17 protein-coding genes are annotated in these 15,258 nt (G+C 61.3%); 9 read left to right on the top strand and 8 right to left on the bottom strand.

The window, feature by feature from the left end:
- The first annotated feature begins 31 nt into the window (after positions 1-31).
- The 7 genes from DWY95_RS10590 (at position 32) to DWY95_RS10560 (ending at position 6,424) form a co-directional block, all read left to right on the top strand.
- A complete protein-coding gene (locus DWY95_RS10590) occupies positions 32-979 on the top strand; it encodes a DUF1385 domain-containing protein (RefSeq protein WP_118553497.1) in 948 nt (315 codons plus the stop codon).
- Positions 973-1,830 carry a peptide chain release factor N(5)-glutamine methyltransferase gene (gene prmC, locus DWY95_RS10585; RefSeq protein ID WP_118553496.1) on the top strand — a complete coding sequence of 286 codons (858 nt, stop codon included), beginning with the start codon at positions 973-975 and terminating at the stop codon, positions 1,828-1,830. Before DWY95_RS10590 ends, prmC begins: the two co-directional genes overlap by 7 nt.
- A 193-nt stretch (positions 1,831-2,023) precedes the next feature.
- Positions 2,024-3,205 carry a recombinase RecA gene (gene recA / locus DWY95_RS10580; RefSeq protein ID WP_118553495.1) on the top strand — a complete coding sequence of 394 codons (1,182 nt, stop codon included), beginning with the start codon at positions 2,024-2,026 and terminating at the stop codon, positions 3,203-3,205.
- The gene (locus DWY95_RS10575) at positions 3,206-3,718 is read left to right on the top strand and encodes a RecX family transcriptional regulator (protein ID WP_118553494.1); all 513 of its coding nucleotides are present in this window, start codon (positions 3,206-3,208) and stop codon (positions 3,716-3,718) included.
- 99 nt (positions 3,719-3,817) lie between these two features.
- A complete protein-coding gene (gene rimO, locus DWY95_RS10570; RefSeq protein ID WP_118553493.1) occupies positions 3,818-5,143 on the top strand; it encodes a 30S ribosomal protein S12 methylthiotransferase RimO in 1,326 nt (441 codons plus the stop codon).
- 20 nt (positions 5,144-5,163) lie between these two features.
- Positions 5,164-5,754, top strand: coding sequence for a CDP-diacylglycerol--glycerol-3-phosphate 3-phosphatidyltransferase (pgsA, locus tag DWY95_RS10565; protein ID WP_118553492.1), 591 nt, complete (start codon positions 5,164-5,166; stop codon positions 5,752-5,754).
- A gap of 16 nt (positions 5,755-5,770) precedes the next feature.
- Positions 5,771-6,424: a hypothetical protein gene (locus DWY95_RS10560; RefSeq protein ID WP_118553491.1), complete on the top strand. Its 654-nt coding sequence runs from the start codon at positions 5,771-5,773 to the stop codon at positions 6,422-6,424.
- Between the two features lie 82 nt (positions 6,425-6,506).
- On the opposite strand, the gene DWY95_RS10555 is transcribed toward DWY95_RS10560, so the two are convergent.
- The 5 genes from DWY95_RS10555 to DWY95_RS17090 all read right to left on the bottom strand — a co-directional run bounded on the left by DWY95_RS10555 (position 6,507) and on the right by DWY95_RS17090 (position 9,930).
- The gene (locus tag DWY95_RS10555; protein WP_118553490.1) at positions 6,507-7,181 is read right to left on the bottom strand and encodes a hypothetical protein; all 675 of its coding nucleotides are present in this window, start codon (positions 7,179-7,181) and stop codon (positions 6,507-6,509) included.
- Positions 7,182-7,325: 144 nt separating this feature from the next.
- Positions 7,326-7,883, bottom strand: coding sequence for a TetR/AcrR family transcriptional regulator (locus DWY95_RS10550; protein ID WP_118553489.1), 558 nt, complete (start codon positions 7,881-7,883; stop codon positions 7,326-7,328).
- Positions 7,884-8,037: 154 nt separating this feature from the next.
- The gene (gene asnA, locus DWY95_RS10545) at positions 8,038-9,051 is read right to left on the bottom strand and encodes an aspartate--ammonia ligase (RefSeq protein WP_118553488.1); all 1,014 of its coding nucleotides are present in this window, start codon (positions 9,049-9,051) and stop codon (positions 8,038-8,040) included.
- A gap of 127 nt (positions 9,052-9,178) precedes the next feature.
- On the bottom strand, positions 9,179-9,646 hold the full coding sequence (locus DWY95_RS10540) for a GNAT family N-acetyltransferase (RefSeq protein WP_118553487.1): 468 nt from the start codon (positions 9,644-9,646) through the stop codon (positions 9,179-9,181).
- 140 nt (positions 9,647-9,786) lie between these two features.
- Positions 9,787-9,930: a hypothetical protein gene (locus DWY95_RS17090; protein WP_158577557.1), complete on the bottom strand. Its 144-nt coding sequence runs from the start codon at positions 9,928-9,930 to the stop codon at positions 9,787-9,789.
- Between the two features lie 543 nt (positions 9,931-10,473).
- On the opposite strand from DWY95_RS17090, the gene cysS reads away from it, so the two are divergent.
- Both cysS and DWY95_RS10530 read left to right on the top strand, forming a co-directional pair.
- Entirely contained in the window at positions 10,474-11,871 is a 1,398-nt protein-coding gene (gene cysS / locus DWY95_RS10535; RefSeq protein WP_118553486.1) for a cysteine--tRNA ligase, read from the top strand.
- A gap of 190 nt (positions 11,872-12,061) precedes the next feature.
- Positions 12,062-13,003: a hypothetical protein gene (locus DWY95_RS10530; RefSeq protein ID WP_118553485.1), complete on the top strand. Its 942-nt coding sequence runs from the start codon at positions 12,062-12,064 to the stop codon at positions 13,001-13,003.
- Between the two features lie 74 nt (positions 13,004-13,077).
- Here the strand turns inward: DWY95_RS10530 and DWY95_RS10525 are convergent, their stop codons facing one another.
- The 3 genes from DWY95_RS10525 to DWY95_RS10515 form a co-directional block, all read right to left on the bottom strand.
- On the bottom strand, positions 13,078-13,836 hold the full coding sequence (locus DWY95_RS10525) for a J domain-containing protein (RefSeq protein ID WP_118553484.1): 759 nt from the start codon (positions 13,834-13,836) through the stop codon (positions 13,078-13,080).
- A gap of 101 nt (positions 13,837-13,937) precedes the next feature.
- The gene (locus DWY95_RS10520) at positions 13,938-14,780 is read right to left on the bottom strand and encodes a DUF5685 family protein (RefSeq protein ID WP_118553483.1); all 843 of its coding nucleotides are present in this window, start codon (positions 14,778-14,780) and stop codon (positions 13,938-13,940) included.
- A 3-nt stretch (positions 14,781-14,783) separates the two neighbouring features.
- Complete coding sequence (locus DWY95_RS10515; RefSeq protein WP_097793098.1) at positions 14,784-15,179, bottom strand: hypothetical protein; 396 nt, start codon at positions 15,177-15,179, stop codon at positions 14,784-14,786.
- Positions 15,180-15,258 lie beyond the last annotated feature (79 nt).

The raw sequence follows: 15,258 nt of genomic DNA, 5'->3' as shown, positions 1-15,258 counted from the left end.
ACTCAGCCGTGCGCGGGGACAGGAGACATGGATGAATCAACCAAAACAGGAACGTTTCAAAACGAGCGTGGGCGGGCAGGCCCTGATGGAAGGCATCATGATGCGCGGCCCGAAGAACATCTGCTGCGCGGTGCGCAAGCCGGACGGCACCATTGAGACAAAGATCGAGCCGACCCCCACCCACGGCATCTGGACGAAGATCCCCCTCGTGCGGGGGGCCATCTCGATGGTGGAGAGCCTCATCATGGGCTACCGGTACATGATGTATTCCGCACAGGTGAGTATGGGCGACGACTACGACCCCGAAGAGGAGGAGACCGCCTTTGAAAAATGGGTGGGCGACCACCTGGGCAAAAAAGCCGAGGATGTCCTGCTGGGTGTTGCCGCTGTGCTGGGCGGGCTGTTTGCCATCCTGCTGTTCACGGTGCTGCCGACCGTTCTGGTGGGCGGCGTCAACCGGTTGCTCCCGCTGGGCCGGTGGAGCAAGGTCGTCCTCGAAGCGGTCCTGAAGGTGGCCATCTTCCTGAGCTATATGGTCGCCATCTCCAAAATGAAGGAGATCCACCGCGTGTTCGAGTACCACGGGGCCGAGCACAAGACCATCGCCTGTTATGAGGCCGGGGATGCGCTCACCGTGGAGAACGTCCGCAAATACACCCGCTTCCACCCCCGCTGCGGCACCAGCTTTCTGATCCTGGTCGTTATCGTCAGCGTCTTCCTGTACAGTGTGCTGCCCTGGTCCAGCACCGGGCTGCGGGTGGTGTTCAAACTGCTGCTCCTGCCGGTGGTCATGGGCATCAGCTACGAGCTGCTGAAGTGGTGCGGCCGGTCTGACAACCTTGCCACCCGCATCATCCGACAGCCCGGCATCTGGGTGCAGCATCTGACCGTGTTCGAGCCGGACGACAGCATGATCGAAGTGGCCATTGCGGCGGTGACGCCCGTCCTGCCCGAAGACCCGGAGGATGGCAGATGGTGAACGAAGGCATCCTGCCCCGCGCGGCGCTGCGGCAGGTGGAGGCCCGGCTCACCGAGGCGGGCTGCCCCGATGCCGATTTTGATGCCGCCGAACTCTTCCGGCTGGCGGTGGGCGCAGACGCCCGGCTGGCCACGGCTCCGCTGACCGCCGCACAGGCGGCGCAGCTGGAAGCCCTGACCGCCCGCCGTGCCGACCGTGAGCCGCTGCAATACCTCTGCGGCAGCTGGCCGTTCCTCGACTTTGAGCTGGCGGTTGGGCCCGGTGTGCTCTGCCCCCGTGCCGATACCGAAGTGGTGGCCGAGGCCGCCGCTGAACTGCTGCGGGGCGTCCAGCACCCGAAGGTGCTGGATCTCTGCGCCGGGACCGGCTGTCTGGGCCTGGGCGTCCAGCGGTTCTGCCCGGCGGCAGAGGTGACGAGCCTGGAAAAAAGCCCGGCGGCGTTTGCGTATCTGACCCGGAATGCCCGCCTGCCCAATGGGCTGCATCTGACCCCGGTGCAGGGAGATCTGTTCACCTATTGGGAGACTCTGCCGGAAGGGGAGCTGGACCTCATCGTGTCCAACCCGCCCTACCTGACCGCGGCCGAGATGGGGCAGCTGCAGCCCGAAGTGGCGCAGGAACCGGCCATGGCGCTGGCAGCGGGGGAGGATGGCCTTGTATTTTACCGCGCCCTCGCGGAACACTACCAGAGAGCGCTCCGCCCCGGCGGTGCACTGGCGCTGGAGATCGGCTGGCAGCAGCGGGAAGCCGTCACGGCCCTGCTGGAAGCAAACGGCTGGGTCGGGATCGCCTGCCGGAAGGACTACGGCGGCAACGACCGGGCCATAACGGCGCGAAGAAGCGGTAAGTGAAGCTGCCTGCCGCAAGATGCGAGGTTTTGCGCCGACTTGCGGGTCAGCTTGAGCGGAAAAATAATCGGAAAAAGCAAACAACTTCCTGTTGTAATATTCTGGATTTGTGATATACTATTAGAGAAAGAATCGGAATGCCCCGCGCAGGCGGCGGAACGAGCCGCGCCGGGAGAGGACAGCAAAGGAGAACACTATGGCAGCAAAGAATCAGAACACGGTCGTCACCGCGACCCAGAAGACCGAGCCGGGTGCCAAGAAGGACGCGCTGGCGACCGCGCTGGCCCAGATCGAAAAGCAGTTCGGCAAGGGTGCCGTCATGAAGCTGGGCGACAATGCCGCCATGCAGGTGGAAGCCATCTCCACCGGCAGCCTGGGTCTGGATATGGCATTGGGCGTGGGCGGTGTGCCGCGCGGCCGCATCGTCGAGGTGTATGGCCCGGAATCCAGTGGTAAGACCACGCTGGCCCTGCACATTCTGGCCGAGGCCCAGAAGCAGGGCGGCGAGGTCGCCTTCATTGACGTCGAGCACGCGCTGGACCCCGTGTATGCCGAGGCACTGGGCGTGGACATCAACAACCTGCTGGTCAGCCAGCCGGACACCGGTGAGCAGGCCATGGAGATCTGCGAGGCGCTGGTCCGTTCCGGTGCCATCGACGCCATCGTCGTGGACTCGGTCGCCGCCATGGTCCCCCGCGCCGAGATCGAGGGCGAGATGGGAGACAGCCACGTCGGCCTGCAGGCCCGCCTGATGAGCCAGGCCATGCGCAAACTGACCAGTGTCATTGGCAAGACCAACACGGTCTGCGTCTTCATCAACCAGCTGCGTGAGAAGGTCGGCGTCGTCTACGGCAACCCCGAAGTCACCACCGGCGGCCGTGCGCTGAAGTATTATTCCTCGGTGCGCATCGACATCCGCCGTGTGGAGGGCCTGAAGGACTCCTCCGGCCAGTTCATCGGCAACCACACCCGTGCCAAGATCGTGAAGAACAAGGTGGCACCTCCGTTCCGTGAGGCCGAGTTCGATATCATGTTCGGCGAGGGTATTTCCAAGATGAGCGAGCTGATCGATCTGGGCGTCAAGCTGGGCATCGTCCAGAAGAGCGGTGCATGGTTCAACTATGGCGATATCCGCCTGGGTCAGGGCCGCGACAACGCCAAGCAGTTCCTGCGGGACAACCCGGAGCTGGCCAACGACATCGAGGGCCAGATCCGCGCCAATGCCGACAAGCTCTATGCCACCCGCCGCACCGCAAAGGCGGCCGCCGCTGCACCGGAGACCGGCAGCAAGGCCGAGTCCGCCCCGGCCAAGGAGCCGGTGGTCAAGGCACCCGCCCGCAGCAGCGAGAGCGAACTGGACATCATGGTGGAAGAGTAAATGGCATTTTACCGTGGAGCCCGCCGCCCGCTGGACGAGGCGGAAAAATCCACCGATGCGGCCAAGGCCCGTGCCCGCGCGATGGAGCTGCTGGCTGGGCAGGAGCTGTCCTCCGGCGGCCTCTACGAGCGGCTGAACCGCCGCTTTGCCGGGCAGACGGCTGCCGCCGTGGTGGCTGAGATGGTGGAGCGGGAGTATGTCAACGATGCGCGCTATGCCGAGACCCGCGCCCATGGCCTGCTGGCGGCGAAAAAAAGCCGCCGCGCTGCCGCACAGAACCTGCGGCAGAAGGGCCTGAGCGCCCCGCAGATCGAACGGGCGCTGGACACGGTCTATGCCGCCGACGAGACCGGGGAAGACCCGGAGCTGGAAGCCGCCGCCGCACTGGTGGCCAGCCGCTACCGCAAAAAACTGGAAGCCGGACGCCGCGACCTCGTGGTGGCCGCTCTGATGCGCCGGGGCTTTGCCTACCCGGTCATCAGGGACGCGATCCAGCGCGTGGAACAGGAATAACGGCTTGTTTGCACGGCCGCTTCGTCTCGCACACAGTGCCGGAACGGCCATTCGGAAGAACACCGGAACCGTAAAAAAGAAAGAGAGTAGCATCCCCTTATGAAAATTGCATGTATTTCCCTTGGCTGCCCGAAGAACCAGGTCGATCTGGACGGCATGGTCCACATCCTGCTGTCTGCCGGGCACGAGACCGTGGCCGAGCTGGGTGAGGCCGACGTCATTCTGGTCAACACCTGCGGCTTCATCGAGAGCGCCAAGACCGAGGCCATCGAAAACATCCTGGAAGCCTGCTCCTACAAGCAGCAGAACCCCGATCTGAAGGTCATCGTCACCGGCTGCCTGGCCGAGCGCTACCGCAGCCAGATCGAGGAGGAGATCCCCGAAGTGGACGCCGTGGTCGGCTGCGCCTCCAACAAGGCCATTGACTCCATCGTGGCCCGCTTGTTCAACGGCGAGGACCACCTCGAAAGCTACGGCCTGAAGAAGGACTTCCCGCTGGGCGGCAAGCGTGTCATCGGCACCCCCGCCCACTATGCGTACTTAAAGATCGCCGAAGGCTGCAACAACCGCTGCCACTACTGCGCCATCCCCGGCATCCGCGGCCCGCTGCGCAGCCGTGACATGGCCGACTGCGTGGCCGAGGCCCGCTGGCTGGCCGGTGAGGGCGTCAAGGAGCTTATCATCGTGGCGCAGGATCCCACCGCCTATGGCGAGGACTGGGGCAAGCCCGGCAGCATCTGCGAGCTGCTGGATCAGCTGAACAAGGTCCAGGGCATCGAGTGGATCCGCATCATGTACGCCTACCCGGAGCGGATCACCGATGCGTTCATTGCCGCCATGAAGCGGAACGAGAAGGTCCTGCCTTACCTCGACCTGCCCATCCAGCACTGCAACGATGTCATCCTCAAGAACATGAACCGCCGCTCCAACCGTGCGGAGCTGCTGGACGTCATCGGCAGGCTGCGCCGCGAGATCCCCGGCATCACCCTGCGCACCACCCTGATCGCAGGCTTCCCCGGCGAGACCGAGGAGCAGTTCGAAGACCTGTGCAACTTCGTCAAGGAGGTGCAGTTCGACCGCCTGGGCTGCTTTGCCTACTCGGCTGAGGAGAACACCGTGGCCGCCCGCATGGACGGCCAGATCGAGCAGGAGGTCAAGGAGAAGCGCGCCGAGCTGGTGATGCAGATCCAGACCGGCATCATGGCCCAGAAGCAGGCGGCCAAGGTCGGCCAGACCGTCCGCGTCATCTGCGACGGCATCGACGACGAGAGCGGCCTGTACCTTTGCCGCACCGCAGCCGACGCCCCCGAAGTGGACGGCAACGTCTGCGTTTCCAGCGAAGAGCCGCTGTATCCCGGCGCGTTCTATGACATCCTGGTAGACGACAGCGACCTTTACGATTTGTATGGTACTGTCGAAAAATAACAAATTGGAGGGTAAAACGTATGAATCTGCCCAATAAACTGACCCTGTGCCGCATCATTCTGGTGCCCGTCTTCATGATCTTCGTCTCGCTGACCGAGTTTGGCACCGAGACCTTCAACGCCACATGGTATCTGGTGGCAGGCATCGTCTTTGCCGCTGCCAGCTTCACCGATTATCTGGACGGCCATCTGGCCCGCAAGTGGCACATGGTCACCGACTTCGGCAAGTTTGCCGACCCGCTGGCCGACAAGCTGCTGACCACGGTGGCCCTCATCTACATGATGCGGGACGGCGTGTGCAGCCCCGTGGTGCTCTGCATCATCCTGGCCCGCGAGTTCGCGGTGTCCGGCCTGCGGATGGTCGCCGCCGGTGCGAAGGACGGCAAGGTCATCGCGGCCAATATGTGGGGCAAGGTGAAGACGGTGCTGCAGATGCTGACCATCATCTTCTACTTCTTCGGCATCTCGCTGACCTATGGCAATACCGTCCTCGGCAATCTGAACGTCTGGCTCATCTCCTACTGGCTGTGCTGGCTGGTGGCAGCGGCCACCGCCATCTCCGGCATCAAGTATCTGTGGGACAACCGCAGCTTCATCAACACGGCAAAATGATCCATTCTGGAATAAAATGAAACAAAATTCGCTTTTGGATCAGCTTCGGCGGGTGTTGTCCATCCTGCTGAACCTGGCCGTGGTGCGGATGGAGCCCATCGCCATCCGGATGAGCTGGGAAGCGGTGGGCGAGCAGTCCCTGACCTTCTACACCGAAAACTCCAACCTCTTCTCGGCGGCGGTCTGCCTGCTGGTGGCAGTCTGCCAGCTGTGGGCGCTGCTGTCCGGCCGTGCGCTGCCCCGCTGGGTCAAGCGGCTGAAGTTCATTGCGGCCTGCTGCCTGACCCTGACCTTCCTGACGGTGGTCTTTGTGCTGGCACCCTGCTACCCCGATGAGGGCGGTGTGGTGTTCCTGCTGACGGAAAGCTCCATGCTGTACCACCACCTGCTGAACCCGGTCCTCGTTTTTGTCTCCTTCGTCTTTCTGGAACGGGAGCCGCGGCTCCCGGCCCGGAACATCCCGCTGGCGCTGGTGCCGACGGCGATCTACGGAAGCATCGCTCTGTGGGCCAACTACCAGCGTCTGTGGACGGGGCCTTACCCCTTTTTGCTGGTGTATGAACAGACGCCCCGGCAAACGGTGCTGTGGTGCGCGGGCATCCTGGCCGGGAACCTGATCTGCGCAGCGCTGGTCTGGTGGCTGGGGGGCAACAGCCGGAAACGCCGATAAACTGCAACCAAAAGAGCCTGTTTTCTGACGGCAGCTGCCGCCGGAAAACAGGCTCTTTTTGCGTGAAGCAGGGGGGAACGGATCAGTCCGCTTTCTTATATTCTGCCTTCATGGCAGAATAGCCGATGAGGACGGTCCACACATAGGCGCAGGTCTTGGGAATCATCAGCAGGCCGATGACCGGGATCACATCGCCCCACAGCACCACCGGGATATAGAAGCCGAAGCTCAGCACGATGGTGAGCCACATCCAGCGGAACGCAGTGTCGTGGTGCTCCTTGGCGCTGCGGTAGAACAGCACGATGACCAGCAGGCCCAGCAGCGCGAAGGGGAGGTTGCGGTAGATGCCCCAGGACAGGGGAGAATGGTTGGTGAGCCACTGGTTCTGGGGCATCATGCAGAGGATCACACGGGCGGCCGACAGAGCGTAGACGGCCCAGGTCACGGCCTTCTGGCCCTGGATGTGGTAGCGCTGACGCCAGACGTAGTACAGCAGCACATAGAATACCGTCATGGTGACCGAGGTGATCCACTTGCCCAGACCCAGCTGGAACGCGTAGCTGTCAAGGCCGGTGGTGCACAGAGCCAGTGCGCGGGGCACCAGATGAAAGGAATCACCGGCACCCAGCACCACAGCCATCCAGCCAAACAGCTGGAACTGGGCGGAGCCTTTGCTGTTCCGGATCATGCGGATGCCCACGGAAAGGACGGTGAGCAGATAAAAAATGTCAAAAAGCGTTTCAAAGATCGCACGCATCGTAAAAATCTCCTTTGTTGTCTGAAATGGGTGGAATGGGGGAATGCAGCGGGGTCCTGCCGGAGAGAACGGAACATCACCTCCTTAATTGAACAATGTTCACTTTGACGGATAAAAAATCCCCACGAAACCGTGGGAAGTTTTTTAATAGATGGCCCGCCGGACGATCTCCAGCACCATGGACGGGTCGAAATCCTGCTGGACCAGCGCGGAAAGCATCTGGGAAAACAGGACCCCGGCAAACCGTTCGGCGGTGAACTGGTTGTTGAAGGCGTCCGGCCGGACGTTGGGGTCCTGCTGCAGGACGAAACACAGCTGCCGCAGGATGTGCTGCCACGCCTGCTGCATCTGCTGTTTTCCATCCGCCGTGCCCTGGTGCATAAAGCCAAGGGAGTGATGGGTGAAAAAGCCGGGATACTGGGCGCAGCCGTATTCCAGCTGCCGATACATCCAGCGGACACAGGCCAGCGTGTCCCGGAAGACGGCTTCGTCCTCCGGGCGGTGGAAGATATCGTTCCAGATGCTTTCCACCGTGGCACTCACCAGCTCGGTCTTGGATGCAAAGTAGTTGTAGATGCAGCCCACCGACACACCGCAGGCCGCAGCCACGGCGCGGATGTTGACCGCTGCCCATCCATTTTGCTGGATGAGGGCACGACTGGCTTTTAAGATATCCTCTTTGGAGGTTGCGGTAAGATTCATGCGATCACCTCAAAATGAACTGTGTTCATTATAGATAGAACACAGCGTTCTGTCAAGGGGAAAAACAAAAAAGTTTTTGGAAATTTTTGCACGGCGCAAAAAAGGCTGCCCCACGGGAAGACCCATGGGGCAGCCTTGGAAAGAACGCTGGTCGTTACAGCAGCGGGATGCCGGCCTTGGCGCAGGCTTCGTGTGTGGCCTGATCCCAGACGCTGGCCTGGACCTCGCCGATGTGGGCACTGCCCAGCAGCAGCATGCACAGGCGGCTCTGGCCGATGCCGCCGCCGATGGTGTAGGGCAGCTCGCCGGACAGAACGGCCTTGTGGAACGGCAGGGCGCGGCGGTCATCGCAGCCCGCCATGGTCAGCTGCCGGTCCATGCTTTCGGGGCTGACGCGGATGCCCATGCTGCTCAGCTCATAGCTGCACTGCAGCGGCTCGTTCCAGAACAACAGATCGCCGTTCAGGTCCCAGTCGTCGTAGTCGGGCGCACGGCCATCGTGGGGCTTGCCGCTCTTCAGCGGGGCACCGATCTTCATCAGGAAAGTGGTGCCGTTTTCCTTGACGAAAGCGTTCTCGCGCTCCTTCGGGGTCAGGTCAGGGTACCGATCTTCCAGTTCCTGGGTGGTGATAAAGGTCACGTTCGGGGTGTGCAGGGGCAGGTCCTGCAGCTGGGGGAACATGGCGTGGAGGTTCATCTCGGTGGCGCAGACCGCCGACACGATGGAGCGCACGACATTCTTCAGATAGGCTTCGTTGCGGTCCTCTTCACGGATGACCTTCTCCCAGTCCCACTGGTCCACGTAGACGGAATGGAGGTTGTCCAGCTCCTCATCGCGGCGGATGGCGTTCATGTCGCAGTACAGACCCTTGCCCACCCGGAAGCCGTAGTCCTTCAGGGCTTTGCGCTTCCACTTGGCCAGCGACTGCACCACCTGCGCTTCGGTGCCGCTGTCCTTGATGTCGAAGGTGACCTTCCGCTCGACGCCGTTCAGGTCGTCGTTCAGGCCGGTGGAGGCCTCCAGGAACAGCGGTGCGGACACACGGTAGAGGTTCAGCGTGGCGCAGAGCGTGTCTGCGAACAGCCGCTTCACGGTGCCGATGGCGCGCTGGGTGTCGTACAGATTCAGCGCAGGCGTGTAGTTTGCCGGGATGATCGTTTTACTCATGGCAGTTTACCCCTCTCTTGCGCTCCAGACCGGCCGAATTGCCGGAGCTGGAGACGCTTCCCTTTAATATCGTAAATTATGGCACAAGTTGAGGGAGATGTAAAGGGGGACGCCGAAAAAGCTGCGCTCAGGCGGGCAGGGTGCGCAGAATGAACCGCGGCCCCTCCTTGCCCACCGTCCCGGTGGGGACGAAGCCGACCTTGCGGAGAACCGCCTGGGAGGCAGCATTGGCGGGTTCGGTCTCAGCCTCCACGGCGGCCACGCCGGGCTGGGCCAGCGCCCAGCGGCAGGCGGCGCGGACGGCCTCGGTGGCATAGCCCTGGCCCTGAAATTCGGGTGAGATGCCGTAGCCGATCTCCGGCTGGCCGTTTTTGGGCAGACCCTTGAAGCAGAGGTCGCCGACAAAGTCACCGGAATCGTTCTGGTAAAGGCCCCAGGCCGTGTACCAGATCCACTGCTCCGGGTGCCGGAGGGAGAGGGTCAGCATTTCGGTATAGGGGCCGACCAGCTCCGGGTCGGTGGTGCGGGCGAGCAGGGCGCGCATCCCATCCGGCTGCAACGGGATGAGAAAAAGGCGTTCGGTCAAAAGCTGCATGGAGGACCTCCGTAAAATGATTGACAAATCATAAAAAAAACTCTATAATAAAGATGCAAAAGGCGCTGTCCGGCAAAACGGCTAGCTCCTTACTGACACGTCAAAGAGAAAATGACCGTGCGTTGGGGAACGTTGGGCGGTCATTTTTTCTTTTTGTCGTTTTTATCTTTTCGCGATTCCAGCATCCGAAATGTGATATCGAATGTTACATGTACTGTGGTGACGATCAAGGTCAGCAAACTGACAAAGAATGCCATCAACGTGAGAATCTCGACAATCGTCATAGAACGATCCCTCCCTTCGCCGAAAGCGTCGGGAGGTAACTCCAAAAAGTGCCCTCCCGACACTTGCTTCACTCAATGAGTCAAGGACGAATCGGTATGGGCTAGCCGCCTGCGTTTTTGGGACAGCGCCTTAAGGAATCTGGAATACCCAGATGCAACATTAAAATACCATAAAATTCGACGATCCGCAAGATAAAATCAAGATTTGCCGCCTTGACTTTCGCAGGCCGGACAGATATAATAAATCTGTATCAGAACAAATGCGTTGATCCGGGCAGAGTAGCGCAGGGAGTATCTGCACAGAGAGAACGGGCCGTTGGCTGGGAGCCTGTTTGCAGAAGACTGCGGGAAGTGCGCCCGGAGAGCACACTGCGGGAAGGACAGTATCGCAGTGCGGCGGCCGCCGTTACCGGCTTTGAGCGACAAACAGAAGTGGAACCGCGATTTGGAATGAGAACCGCCTTCGTTGCTGTACCAGGGTACAGCGAGGAGGGCTTTTTTGTTTTTGCGGCTTCTGTCTGCCACACAAAAGGAGAGGTTTTTATGCAGATTTTCAACACCCTGACCCGCCAGAAGGAAGAGTTCGTGCCGCAGGTGCCCGGCGAGTACCGCATCTACGTCTGCGGCCCGACCGTTTACAACTATATCCACATCGGCAACGCCCGCCCGCTGATCGTGTTCGACACCCTGCGCCGCTATCTGGAATACCGAGGCAACAAGGTCATCTATGTGTCCAACATCACCGACATCGACGATAAGCTCATCAAGAAGGGCCAGGAAGAGGGCACCTCCATGAAGGAAGTCGCCCAGCGCTTTGAGGCCGAGTACCTCAAGGATGCCGCCGGTCTGAACTGCAAAAAGCCCACCGTCCAGCCCCGCGCCACCGAGCACATCCAGCAGATTTTGGACATCGTCAAGGACCTGATCGACTCCGGCCACGCCTATGTGGCCAAGAACGGCGACGTCTACTTCCGCGTCAAGAGCGACCCGGAGTACGGCAAGCTCAGCCACCTCAAGCTGGACGATCTGGAGAGCGGCAACCGCGAGCTGCGCAGCCAGATGGAGGATGACCTGAAGGAAGACCCCGCCGACTTCGCTGTCTGGAAGGCCGCCAAGCCCGGCGAGCCTGCCTGGGAAAGCCCCTACGGCATGGGCCGCCCTGGCTGGCACATCGAGTGCAGCGCCATGAGCCGCACCCATCTGGGCAAGACCATCGACCTGCACTGCGGCGGGCAGGACCTCATCTTCCCCCACCACGAGAACGAGATCGCCCAGAGCGAGTGCGCCAACGGCTGTGCGTTCGCCCGCTACTGGATGCACAACGGCTTCATCAATGTGGACAATCAGAAGATGTCCAAGAGCCTGCACAACTTCTTCACCGTCCGCGATGTGGCCAACCTCTACGGCTATGAGCCCATCCGCTACTTCATGTTGACCGCAGGCTACCGGATGCCGCTGAACTATACCGTAGACCTCATCGAGAGCTGCAAGAACAGCCTGGAGCGCCTGTACACCTGCCGCGAAAACCTCGATTTTGCCCTGAGCAAGAGCGAGTTCGGCACCGATGAGAGCCTGAAGGCCAAGGCCGACGAGGCCCGCACCAAGTTCTGCAAGGCCATGGACGACGACCTGAACACCCCCGACGCGCTGGCTGCGGTGTTCGATCTGGTCAAGGAGATCAACACCCTGTCCGCTTCTTCCACCAAAGAAGCGCTTGAAGCTGCCGCCAAGGCGTTCGACGAGATCACCGACGTGCTGGGCCTGATGTACAACCGCAAGAAGGACGAGGTGCCCGCCGAAGTGACCGAGCTGGTCGAAAAGCGCGCTGCGGCAAAGAAAGCCAAAGACTGGGCCACCGCCGATGCCATCCGCGCCCAGCTGACCGAGATGGGCTGGGCCGTCAAGGATACCGCCCAGGGCCCCCAGCTGAGCAAGCTGTAAAGAGCGGAAGAAACTGCCGTGCGTCTGCGCGGCAGTTTTTATATCAAAATTTTGAGTTACTTGAATCCCGTTATTGACCCAAAGGGCAGGATGCGGTAAAATAAAGTTGGCCCAAAGCAATTTTTGGCCCGGCGGGAAGTCTCCCGCCGCACGACCGCAACCTTTGAAATGCAAACAGGAGGTCTGCTCTATGAAGACCAAAAGGATGATCTCGCTGCTGCTCGCCGTCCTTCTGACGCTGAGCGTGGCCGTTACCCCGGCGTTTGCAGCGTCGGCGGGGGATCTGCTGCCCGCCGCAGAAAGTGCAGATGTCGAGGAAAGCAATGATGTCGTCTCCATCCGCCTGACCACTTCGGGTGAGTTGGTTTATGGTTCGCCGTTCACCCTCAGCGTCGTGACCAAACCCGCCGACACCCAGTATATCGGCGTGGTCATCGGCACCAAGGGCGAGGCAAAGGGCTATGTGACGCTGGTCCTCTCGGACAAGATCCGCACCCTGCTCAAGATGATCCCGCTGCCGCGCAAGATGTCCGCTACGCCGGATCAGCAGGAAGAGTTCAACCTCTACGCCTACATCAAGCAGCTCATTGACGGCAACGACGTGAGTGTACTGCTGCGGGTGGCCGACGAGGTCGTTTCGGTGATGGATGTGCTGCAATTCTATATGCCCACCATCAAGGACGTTTCCACTGGCCTGAAGCTGGCGCTGGCACTCATCCGAAAATTCCTGCCGGATGGCGCCTTCAGCCGCATCTACGTGGATGAACAGCCGACCGAGTCCGGCAACTATGTGGCCGGTGCAGTGGCGCTGGAATCCGGCGACGTGAACACCGCCGGTGTGGCCATGTTCCGCATCAAGCCGAAGACGGAAGGCGTCCGCACCTACTGGACGCAGGAAGTGCCCGACACGATGACCGTGGAGGAAGCACAGAACTACGACCTGAGCGCTGTGCTGGAAGTGGACGGCCAGCCCGTTCCGGAGGGCAAGATCAGCTACACCTATAAAAAGGGCGGCTGGTTCGGCAGCAAGTCCGACACCCTGCCCACCCAGCCGGGCGAGTATGTCCAGACCGCGACCGTGGGCGGCAACTACTCCTGCGAGAAGATCACCCGCACCATCATCATCCAGTAAAACGATCAGACGATGAGAAGACCCCTGCCGTGCAGCTGCACGGCAGGGGTCTTTTGTATCAGGAACAGTGGAGATCAGATGCCCCGGAACCGCCAGCCCCAGCCCCAGCCGCCGCAGCAGCAGTTGCAGAGGAGGTTCAGCAGGATCATGCTCCAGCACCAGCGCATCAGGCCGCCCGGCTGGGCATAGGTCGTCTGGGTGCGGTAGGTGCGGCCGGAGCTTTGCAGATTGCGCAGATGCACCTGGTATTCGGTGTTGCCCGGCTCCATCTGGGCGGCGCGGCGGGCGTCTTGCAGGGCGTCGATGCTGTTGCCCAGGCCCTGGTTCGCCAGCGACGAGAGATAATACCACCGGGCGGTGCGGTTCGCGATGCCGTCCAGCACACGGCGGGCCTCGGCGTAGCGGCGGTTCACGATGAAGTTGCGCGCCGCCTGCAGTTCGGGCGTGTCCGCGCTGCTGAAGCCCGGCCCGCTCTGCTGCTGGTAGCCGCCGAACCCAAACCCAAAACCGAACGGGTCGAACCCGAAGTCCCAGTCGCCACCCTGCTGGCTGTAGCCCTGCTGGCCATAGCCCTGCTGATAGCCGCCGCTGTAGAAGCCGCCATAGCTCTGCTGCTGGCCGTAGGGGTTGCCGTAGCCGCCGTTCTGGGGGCCGGTCTCCCCCTTGGTGATGGCGTCATAGGCCGCCTGCACTTCCTTGAAGTGCTCTTCGGCCGTGGGGTCGTTGGGGTTCAGGTCGGGGTGCCAGCGCTTGCACTTGGCACGATAGGCTTTTTTGATTTCTTCCTCGCTGGCTCCGCGCTGGATGCCCAGCACCTCATAGGGGTCTTTCATGGATCAACTTCCTCACGTCTCTACGAACTTGCGCGGCCTTGCTGCCGCACGAACAAAATTAAGTGTACAGGACAACGCCTGAAAAATCAAGAGAAACCGCCTCATTCGGCGGTTCTGGGGGGATTTTTTGCATGTTTGCAGTTGTATTTGAGCCAGACGCCGGAGTAGAGGATGTTCCGCAGCAGGTCCACATCCTCCACACAGGGCAGGCGCTCAAAGCTGCAGGCACAGTTGGCGAGCAGCAGCTCGAAGATCTCCCGCATCTCTTCTTCATAGCCGGGCAGCTGGTGCAGGCTGCGCAGCGGGTTGTAGGCTCCCTTTTTCAGGTCGCGGTCCAGGTCGTCGTAGGCATCCAGCAGGTAGATGTATTTGCCCAGATGAAAGCCGATGCTGCGCAGCTCCGGGGACCAGTGGTCCTGCTTGTAGTCGAACAATTCCGCCATCAGGTCGCCAAAGCAGCCGGACACGGCGTCCAGATCTTCGCTGCCCTCGGCCTCGTACTGCGCCAGCCGGTCCAGACAGGCGCGGATGGCGCTGCACTGCCGTGGCCAGCGTTCGGCGGCTGCCGCAGTGGGGGCGGCGAGCAGCGCCTCGAACCCCAGCCCCAGCAGGCTGCGGTCATCGTTCCACTTGTCCTGTGCGTTGTAGTAGTGGAGCGCAACGCTCAGGTCGGCGCAGTAATCGGTTGGCCCGCTGGAACGCCAGCCCACCTTCCGGATGGGGTGGATGGGGCAGTGGTCTGCGCCGGTGTGCAGCGCGGTCTCGCCATCGTACAGGCTGGAGAGCAGCAGATCCAAAAAGGTCAGGTCATAGCTCAGGGTCAGCCGCCCGCGCAGGCCGTGCAGCGCACCGATGCGGCGGCAGAGCCCGCAGTAGGCTGAGCGGTACCGCGCCTGCGCTTCCGGCGAAAGCGCAGCCTGATTCGGGATCACATATCCGAACATGGCTCAGCTCTTCTTGATGAACTGGGTGCCGCAGCGGGGGCAGGAGATCTGGATGCGGCCGCGCCCGCGGGGCACACGGAGCTTCTGGCGGCACTGGGGGCAGCGGTAATAGTGGTAGACCTTGCGGTTGGCCCACTGCTCTTTCAGACCCCGGAACTTGTTGTCCACCCGGTCTTTGAGGGTGTAGAACTTGTAATTCTCTTCGGTCCGCTTCGAGATGTTGCGGCTGAAGGTGCGGTAATAGCAGAAGCCCAGCAGCACCACACCCAGCCAGGTGAACAGGCTGATGCGGCTGACGATGGCGATGAGCAGCAGAACCAGAGAGGCAATGCTCAGAAACTGGTTCAGGCCGTCGGTGCCGTAGCGGCCGATCATAAAGCGGCGAAGTTTTTCTCTCATAATCGTACAGTCCTTTGTCCTCAAACTCTTCAAAAGGGGACGGCCGAAGCCGTCCCATAAACTCTTTACATCCATAGAA

It is taken from the genome of Faecalibacterium sp. AF28-13AC (assembly GCF_003478405.1).
In the GTDB taxonomy this organism is placed as follows: domain Bacteria; phylum Bacillota; class Clostridia; order Oscillospirales; family Ruminococcaceae; genus Faecalibacterium; species Faecalibacterium prausnitzii_E.
Note: the sequence above shows the minus strand (reverse complement) of the source record. Positions and strands in the feature narration are given on the sequence as shown.

Coding starts and splice junctions, on each gene's coding strand:
- asnA (WP_118553488.1), bottom strand. CDS start 9,051: ATGAGTAAAACGATCATCCCGGCAAACTACACGCCTGCGCTGAATCTG.
- DWY95_RS10540 (WP_118553487.1), bottom strand. CDS start 9,646: ATGCAGCTTTTGACCGAACGCCTTTTTCTCATCCCGTTGCAGCCGGAT.
- prmC (WP_118553496.1), top strand. CDS start 973: ATGGTGAACGAAGGCATCCTGCCCCGCGCGGCGCTGCGGCAGGTGGAG.
- pgsA (WP_118553492.1), top strand. CDS start 5,164: ATGAATCTGCCCAATAAACTGACCCTGTGCCGCATCATTCTGGTGCCC.
- DWY95_RS10520 (WP_118553483.1), bottom strand. CDS start 14,780: ATGTTCGGATATGTGATCCCGAATCAGGCTGCGCTTTCGCCGGAAGCG.
- DWY95_RS10590 (WP_118553497.1), top strand. CDS start 32: ATGAATCAACCAAAACAGGAACGTTTCAAAACGAGCGTGGGCGGGCAG.
- DWY95_RS10555 (WP_118553490.1), bottom strand. CDS start 7,181: ATGCGTGCGATCTTTGAAACGCTTTTTGACATTTTTTATCTGCTCACC.
- recA (WP_118553495.1), top strand. CDS start 2,024: ATGGCAGCAAAGAATCAGAACACGGTCGTCACCGCGACCCAGAAGACC.
- DWY95_RS10550 (WP_118553489.1), bottom strand. CDS start 7,883: ATGAATCTTACCGCAACCTCCAAAGAGGATATCTTAAAAGCCAGTCGT.
- cysS (WP_118553486.1), top strand. CDS start 10,474: ATGCAGATTTTCAACACCCTGACCCGCCAGAAGGAAGAGTTCGTGCCG.
- DWY95_RS10560 (WP_118553491.1), top strand. CDS start 5,771: ATGAAACAAAATTCGCTTTTGGATCAGCTTCGGCGGGTGTTGTCCATC.
- DWY95_RS10525 (WP_118553484.1), bottom strand. CDS start 13,836: ATGAAAGACCCCTATGAGGTGCTGGGCATCCAGCGCGGAGCCAGCGAG.
- DWY95_RS10575 (WP_118553494.1), top strand. CDS start 3,206: ATGGCATTTTACCGTGGAGCCCGCCGCCCGCTGGACGAGGCGGAAAAA.
- DWY95_RS10515 (WP_097793098.1), bottom strand. CDS start 15,179: ATGAGAGAAAAACTTCGCCGCTTTATGATCGGCCGCTACGGCACCGAC.
- rimO (WP_118553493.1), top strand. CDS start 3,818: ATGAAAATTGCATGTATTTCCCTTGGCTGCCCGAAGAACCAGGTCGAT.
- DWY95_RS17090 (WP_158577557.1), bottom strand. CDS start 9,930: ATGACGATTGTCGAGATTCTCACGTTGATGGCATTCTTTGTCAGTTTG.
- DWY95_RS10530 (WP_118553485.1), top strand. CDS start 12,062: ATGAAGACCAAAAGGATGATCTCGCTGCTGCTCGCCGTCCTTCTGACG.